Here is a 6646-nt window from a genome sequence, read left to right as displayed (position 1 = left end):
CGACGATATTCCGCTGTCGAGGGCTTGCCTGCTGGGCTGCGGTGTCACCACGGGGTGGGGCTCCGCGGTCAACACCGCCAACGTGCAGCCCGGCGACACCGTCGTGGTCGTCGGATTCGGCGGGGTAGGCAGCGGCGCGGTGCAGGGCGCCAGGATCGCCGGCGCCGAGAAGATCGTCGTCGTCGAACTCGTCGAGCACAAACGGCAGCGGGCGATGGATTTCGGCGCCACCCACTTCGTGACCTCCATTCCCGAGGCCACCGCCCTGCTGGCCGAGCTGACCCGGGGTGTGATGGCGGACTCGGCGATACTGACCCCCGGCGTCGTGGAGGGCGCCATGATCGGCCAGGCCCTCGACATGGTCCGCAAGGGCGGTTCGGTGGTGCTGACCGGCATCGCGGCGATGGCCGATGTGACACCGACCCTCCCGATGGCGATGTTCACCCTGTTCCAGAAGCGGCTGCTGGGCAGCCTCTACGGTGAGGCCAATCCCCGCTCGGACATCCCGCGGCTGGTCAGCCTGTTCCGCGAGGGCAAGCTGCTACTCGACGAGACCGTCACCCAGGAGTACAAGCTGCACGACATCAACCCGGCCTACGACGACATGCTGGCCGGCAACATCATCCGAGGCGTGATCATCCACGATCACTGAACGAACGGGTCAGCAGCGCTCGAACTTGGTGCGCAGCTCGGCTTGGCGCTTGGATCCGCTGGAGGAGTCGTCGGCGCCGCTGCACCCGCCCATGGTGAACAGGTCGCCGTTGAAGTCGACTCGGGCCGGCTGGGGTAGCCCCTGCAGCAGGGGAAGCATCAGCCAGGCCGTCGCCACGCTCTGCTCACGCTTACGTGAGCTGGGGAAGTTCACCACGACGTTCGTCGGCGGCAGCTTGCTGGCCACCCGGGACATGTCGGTGTCCGCCGCGGCGATCCCGTTCTCGCCGAGCGAGGAGACGATGCGGCGCCACAACTCCCGCAACCGTTCGTCGGGCACCATCCCGGTGACGGAGTACACCTCGGGATAGTCGGCGGCCAGCGGTGACCCTTCGGTCAACGAGCCGCCCACCACCGTCCAGGTGGCCGTGGCGAGGTCGGGATGGTCGCGGACGAGTGCTTGCAGCTCGGCGTCCTTGGCGCCGCGCGCCACCGTGATTCGGACCGCCCGGGAACCGGCCGGGCCGTCCGCTGCCGGCTGGTCGAAACCCACACTCTGAACCCCCGGCGACTGCGCGATGGTCAGCCACTCGCGCAGCGCGTCGGTGACGGTTTGGACCGTCGGCCGGTCGGGCCCAGCGAAGCGGAAGTTCGCCGTCGACGTCAGTGGCGGACGGTCCCGGTCCACCACCCGATAGTCGACCGTGAGATCGACGTCGAGATCGGCGCTGCCGGCCGACTCGGTGAAGGCCTTGCCGACCGCGCCGGCTTGCTCAGCAGTGGCGGTGTTGGCGAGCACCGTCGTGAGGCGGACGTCGCGTGCCGCTCCCCACCAGGTGGTGTCGTAGCTCACCGTCGACGAGATCACGCCCGGCATCTGCTCGATACTGTCGGCCAGCGTCTGCATCGATCCCTGTCCGGAGCACCCGGCGATGACGGTCGCGGTCAGGGCCAGCGCCGCCGCACGCCGGATAGCGCGGCCCGGGTCAGGCACCAGTGCCGAACCACTTCCGCTTGAGCCGGTCGAACTCGCCGTCCTCCTGCACCGACAGCATCGCATCATCGAATTGGCGGCGCAGCTCGCTGCCGATCGGGAAGACGATGCCGTAGTCCTCGCTCTTGAAGATGGGTCCGGCCATGGCCGCTACCCCGGCGCCCTTGTGGGCGACGTAGTACTGCAGCACCGGGGCGTCGAAGACCACCGCCTCGAAGTCGCGGTCCGCCAGGCCGGTGTAACACTCATCGATTTTGGTCACCCCGGTGTACTGCACGCCGAACTTTTCCAGGCCGGCCGCCGAGGTGGTGTTGGCCACCGTGCACACCTTCTTCCCGACCAGGTCGGCCGGGGTGTTGATCTGCGAAGTGATCCGGGCGACGGTGAGGTTGGTGGTCAGGATAGCGGTGTAGTAGGCGACGAAGATGATGCTGACGAACGTCCACAGCACCGTCATCATCCGGATGGGCCAATGCCGGGGCGGGTCGAAGGGGGCGGCGGCCAGCATGCCCAATCCCCATCCGAAGGCCTGGAAGATGCCGGGGAAGTAGGACTTCGACACCATCGAGTCATCGTCGCCGCGTTCGAGGAGCCAGATGACGTGCGCCGGCAGGGTGGTCAGCACCAGCGCCGCAAACAGCCAGACCACCATCGTCTTCGAGAACAGCAGTTGCAGGAACTGCCACAGGCCGGGTTGGGCCTTCTGGGTGTTGCCCACCGGCGCGATGATCTGCAGGCCGGCGTTGAGCATCGGCTGGGAGAAGTCGAAGAGCTTGGCACGATCGGCGGTGATCGACACCGCGCTGGCACCCAGGTCGGCTTTGCCGTCCGCGACGGCTTTCAGCAGTCCCTGCACGTTGCCGCCGTCGAGGTAGTTGTAGGTCCAGCCGGTGTGCTTGGCGACCTCGTTGAGCAGGTCGATGGTGAAGCCGGACTTCACGTCGCCGTCGGTCATCACGAACGGCGGCAATTCCCGCGTCGCCACGGTGAGTTGGCGGGGAGCCGCGTCGGCCCGGGTTATCAAGCCGGGCAGGGCGCCGATGGCCGCCACCAGGAGCAGCACGGTCAGCATGGATCGCAGACGCGACAGCATCATGAGGGAGTACCGAACCATTTCTTCTTCAGCAGTTCGTAGGTGCCGTCCTCCTGGATGGACAGCAGGGCGCCGTTGGCCTCCTCGTCGAGCTTGCTGTCGATCGGAAAGACGATCCCGTAGTCCTCGTCTTTGAACACCGGGCCCGCTATGGCGGCGACGCCGGCACCCCGGTTGGCGACGTAGTACTCCAGCACTGGGGAGTCATAGACCACGGCCTGGAACTGGCCGTCTTCCAAACCTTCGTAGCAATCCTCCACTCTCGGCAACCCGGTGAACGCGACACCGAGCCTGTCCAGCGCCGCCGTCGAGGTGGTGTTGGCCACCGTGCACACCTGCTTGCCGACCAGATCGGCCGGCGTGCTGACCTGGGAGCTGATCTTGGCGACGGTGAGGTTGGTGGTCAGGATGGCGGTGTAGTAGGCGACGAAGATGATGCTGACGAACGTCCACAGCACGGTCACTATGCGGATCGGCCAATGCCGGGGTGAGTCGAAGGGGGCGGCGGCCAGCATGCCCAGACCCCACCCGAAGGCATGGAAGATGCCCGGAAAGTAGGACCTCGCCACCATCGACTCCGGGTCGCCGCGCTCCAGAGCCCAGATGATGTGGGCCGGAAGGATGGTCAGAACAAATGCCGCCAGCAACCAGACCGCCATGGTTTTGGAGAACAGCAGCTTGATGAAGTCGCCGAGGCCTGGCTGGACTCGCTGGGTGCTGGCTGCCGGAACGATGATCTGCAGGCCGGCGGAGACGATCGGCTGGGAGAAATTGAAGATCTTCTCCCGGTCGGCGGTGATCGAGATGTTGGCGGCACCGAAATCCGCACGGCCTTCTCGGACGGCGCCCAGCAGACCGGGGACGTCGACGGCGTCGAGGTAGGTGTAGTCCCAGCCGGTCCGCTTGGCGATTTCGTCGAGCAGGTCGATGGTGAAGCCGTACTTGACCGCGCCCTCGGTGATCACGAACGGTTCGACGTCATAGACGGCGACAGTGACGGCCCGCGGTGCCGCGTTCGCCCGCGGGATCAGCGCCGGCAGGGCGCCGATCGCCAGCACGAGCAGGACCGCGAGTAGCGCGGCACGCACGCGTGGCAACGCCGGTGGGCGCACCTGCGTAGCGGTCAACCTGTGCATCCACTCACCTCAAATGTTTTCGGCTAACGGGTCTCATCGACAGCCGTCAGGATAGAAGGTTGCCAGATCACCGGTGCGCTGAGGCAGGCATTGTGCGGTGCGGCGGAAATGTCAGACCGCCCTGCGACGATCGTGGCATGTTCGAGACCAGCCCGCCCGCACCACAGCCATTCCCCCCGCCGGACGGCGTCGACCTGGCCGGCCTGGATGACCCGCTGGCCGCGGTGGCCGCCGCCGAGTTGGCCAGCTGCTTCGTGCAGGTCTGTATGTGCTCCACCGAGCCGGTGGTCGCCCGCCTCGCGGAGCAGGAGGTGATGCTGCTCAAGCCGGGCGGCGTCGAGTTGTCGAGGCGGGTGTTCGCCCAGCAGTTGTACCGGCGGGTCGAGGCGGACGTGTTCGCGCTGCTGCGCAACTGCGTTCCACTGGAGAACGCCGAATTCGCGCTGTCGCGCCTCGAGGATCTCCTGCGCGAGAAGTTCGCCGACGTCGTGGCCACCGCCGCGAGCTATCTGCTCAGCGATGACCGCGACACGGCCATTCAGATGGCGTGTGTGGCGACGACGATGGCGGCCCGGGAAGTGCGCAGCCAGGTCGCCGACATCATCATCCAGACGCACGCCGTCGAGGAGGAGGTCTAGCGCGGCCCCGGGGTGGGAGCCAGATAGCCGACCGGGCCGGATGCGACGCACACCGTCAGCGCCGCGGTTGCGGCCTGCACGACGACGGCATCACCGGCGCCGGGCAGCCGGACGTACACCCGGTTCAGGCCGGGCTTCACCGGCACCCTGACCTCCGGCCCCACCGGAAGGGAAACGACAAGGCTGCCTTCGGTATTGGCCAGATAGTTCAGCTCCGCGGTCCATTCGGCGGGCAGCAGCGGGCCGTCCAGCGGCATCCGGGCCGGCTCGTCGGGCTGCACGAAATAGCCGCACTGCGGACGCGGCCCCGGCGCGGTCCGTCGAACCCAGGTCACCTGCGCATCCACCAGCCGTCCGCCGGAATCCAGCATTCGCAGCCGGTCGGTGGAGCCGCTGAACTCCGGGCGGTCGGCGATCAGCGCGAACATGTGGCTGGCCAGATTCTCTGGGCCGACCACCCGCTGCAGGATCAGCGGGTCGACTTCCTGGTCCAGCATCGGGGCGGCTGAGGCGGCCCGCGCCTGGCCCAGCGCCGCGACGGCGTTGTGCAGATAGGTCTTGGTCGGGTTGTCCTGCCAGCTGGTCAGGAACGTCCTGGTGGAGAACAGGCTGCTGGCCAGGAACCCCGCCCCGATTACCGCGACCACCGCGCGGCGGAGCGCCGAGGCGTCGAGCCACCGGGCGCCGGGCCGGTTCGGTGCGCAGAACCCCACCGCTGCCAGCAGTGCCAGCATCACCACCAGATCCGCGAGATAGCGCAGCGTCTGGGCCAGTTCCAGCGCGGTGAACGCCGAGGACCTCATCAGGTAGATCGGTACCTGACAGGCCAGCGCGTAGCCGGCCGCCGCCAGCCACACCGGCCCGATACGCCGCTTGCGGACCAGTGACACCACCAACGCGGCCCCTACGGCCAGCCAGCCGAGCAGCATCACCGCCGCCGGCGGCACCGCCCACGGCGACGCCGGCGCCCAGCGCTGCCACTCCCACGGCCCGCCCACCAGACCGGGCACAATCCCGTGGGTGACGGAGCGGCGCAACAGATCCCACGTCATGCCCAGGTCCGAACTCCACCGGCGCTGGTCCACGACGAGCAGATACAGCACCACCCACGCCGCTGTCATCGCGAGGGTGGTCAGCCACAGTGTTCTGCCGCGCCGCCACACCGTCCGCAGTGGGCCCGGCTCGGCGCGCACATGCGCCAGCAGTGCCGCGACCGCGAAAGCCGCGAACGGGATCACCGCGGACTTCTCGAAGAACAACAGGCCGCCGGCGTAGGCCAGCGCACCGGTCACGGCGTAGCGGCGCCGCCCGGTGCGAACCAGGAGGATCGCGTCGCCGCACACCCACGCCAGCGCGGCCATCATCGGCAGGTAGTTCAGCGCCGCCGCCCACCAGGCGAACGCCGGTAGGGCCAGCGGGGTGAACAGCGCGAAGCACAACGGGATCAGCAGCACCGGACGCCAGCCGAGAATCACCCACAGGGTCCTCAGCAGAGCCAGTGCGGCCAGGAGTTGCAGCACCACCAGACTCAGCGCCGGCCAGGTCCAGACCAGCGGAGCCAGCCGGGTGAGCGCCCCGCCGAGCAGAAAGGCCGCCGGCATCACATGCCCGTCGTGGTCGGTCAACAGATACGGCGCCGACAGCAGCGGCTGGGTGCCCGCCCGGCCCACCAGGATCAGGTCGTCCCAGTAGAAATAGCCGCCGAAGGCCACCGCAGCCCGGACCAGCAGGTGCAGCCCGATCAACGCGGCTGCTGCCGCGGCGACCGGGGGCACACGGGTGGCCGGCCGGACTGACATCGCCACGACTGTACGGGTGGGGTGTGCGGTCAGTGTTCGGGCGCGCGGGCGTTCTGCAGCGCCACCGCCCGGACCAGCCGGGCGTAGCGCACCTCCAGTTCCTTGAACCGCAGGTAGGGCCTCAACGTGGTGAAGAGAACGCGATCACCAGCGCGTACGTCAACAGATCGGCGCCGCGGTCCACCCCCAGCAGGTTGGCCAGCACGGTGGTGTCGGCGGGTCGCAGGATCGCGTAGACGGCCGTGATGGCGAACACCGTGTAACCGACCTTGACCCATGCCTTCGCCTTGGCGTTGGTGCGCGAGCGCAACAGGTACACCAGGAGCGAGAGCACG

The 6646-nt window shown here is 68.1% G+C and carries 6 protein-coding genes and 1 pseudogene; 2 read left to right on the top strand and 5 right to left on the bottom strand.

Features of this window, described 5'->3' with window-relative positions:
• Nucleotides 1-652 (top strand): zinc-binding dehydrogenase (locus ADBZ6I_RS14965; protein WP_526385183.1); only part of this gene is annotated, 652 nt, incomplete at its 5' end.
• A gap of 9 nt (nt 653-661) precedes the next feature.
• Here ADBZ6I_RS14965 and ADBZ6I_RS14960 read toward each other — a convergent pair.
• The 3 genes from ADBZ6I_RS14960 to ADBZ6I_RS14950 are packed head-to-tail and all read right to left on the bottom strand — an operon-like array spanning nt 662 to nt 3874.
• Nucleotides 662-1645 (bottom strand): hypothetical protein, encoded by a 984-nt coding sequence (locus tag ADBZ6I_RS14960; RefSeq protein ID WP_526385181.1) that lies wholly within the window; start codon nt 1643-1645, stop codon nt 662-664.
• Complete coding sequence (locus ADBZ6I_RS14955; protein WP_526385179.1) at nt 1638-2741, bottom strand: transporter substrate-binding domain-containing protein; 1104 nt, start codon at nt 2739-2741, stop codon at nt 1638-1640. Before ADBZ6I_RS14955 ends, ADBZ6I_RS14960 begins: the two co-directional genes overlap by 8 nt.
• The gene (locus tag ADBZ6I_RS14950; RefSeq protein ID WP_526385177.1) at nt 2738-3874 is read right to left on the bottom strand and encodes a transporter substrate-binding domain-containing protein; all 1137 of its coding nucleotides are present in this window, start codon (nt 3872-3874) and stop codon (nt 2738-2740) included. Before ADBZ6I_RS14950 ends, ADBZ6I_RS14955 begins: the two co-directional genes overlap by 4 nt.
• Before the next feature lie 137 nt (nt 3875-4011).
• Here ADBZ6I_RS14950 and ADBZ6I_RS14945 point away from each other — a divergent pair, with 137 nt between their 5' ends.
• Nucleotides 4012-4512, top strand: a complete 501-nt coding sequence (locus ADBZ6I_RS14945) for a hypothetical protein (protein ID WP_526385175.1) — start codon at nt 4012-4014, stop codon at nt 4510-4512.
• On the opposite strand, the gene ADBZ6I_RS14940 is transcribed toward ADBZ6I_RS14945, so the two are convergent.
• Together ADBZ6I_RS14940 and ADBZ6I_RS14935 are read right to left on the bottom strand one after the other, a co-directional pair.
• On the bottom strand, nt 4509-6311 hold the full coding sequence (locus ADBZ6I_RS14940) for a hypothetical protein (protein ID WP_526385173.1): 1803 nt from the start codon (nt 6309-6311) through the stop codon (nt 4509-4511). The two genes, ADBZ6I_RS14945 and ADBZ6I_RS14940, sit on opposite strands and share 4 nt — an antisense overlap.
• A 29-nt stretch (nt 6312-6340) precedes the next feature.
• Nucleotides 6341-6645: pseudogene (locus ADBZ6I_RS14935) on the bottom strand (DUF2304 domain-containing protein).
• Nucleotide 6646: the final 1 nt, after the last annotated feature.

It is taken from the genome of Mycobacterium sp., from assembly GCF_044342925.1.
Taxonomy (GTDB): Bacteria; Actinomycetota; Actinomycetes; order Mycobacteriales; family Mycobacteriaceae; genus Mycobacterium.
This window is presented reverse-complemented; position numbering and strand designations above follow the sequence as displayed.

Bases quoted from the DNA above. Each gene is read 5' to 3' on its own strand.
- ADBZ6I_RS14955 (WP_526385179.1), bottom strand. From the start codon at position 2,741: ATGATGCTGTCGCGTCTGCGATCCATGCTGACCGTGCTGCTCCTGGTG.
- ADBZ6I_RS14945 (WP_526385175.1), top strand. From the start codon at position 4,012: ATGTTCGAGACCAGCCCGCCCGCACCACAGCCATTCCCCCCGCCGGAC.
- ADBZ6I_RS14940 (WP_526385173.1), bottom strand. From the start codon at position 6,311: ATGTCAGTCCGGCCGGCCACCCGTGTGCCCCCGGTCGCCGCGGCAGCA.
- ADBZ6I_RS14950 (WP_526385177.1), bottom strand. From the start codon at position 3,874: ATGCACAGGTTGACCGCTACGCAGGTGCGCCCACCGGCGTTGCCACGC.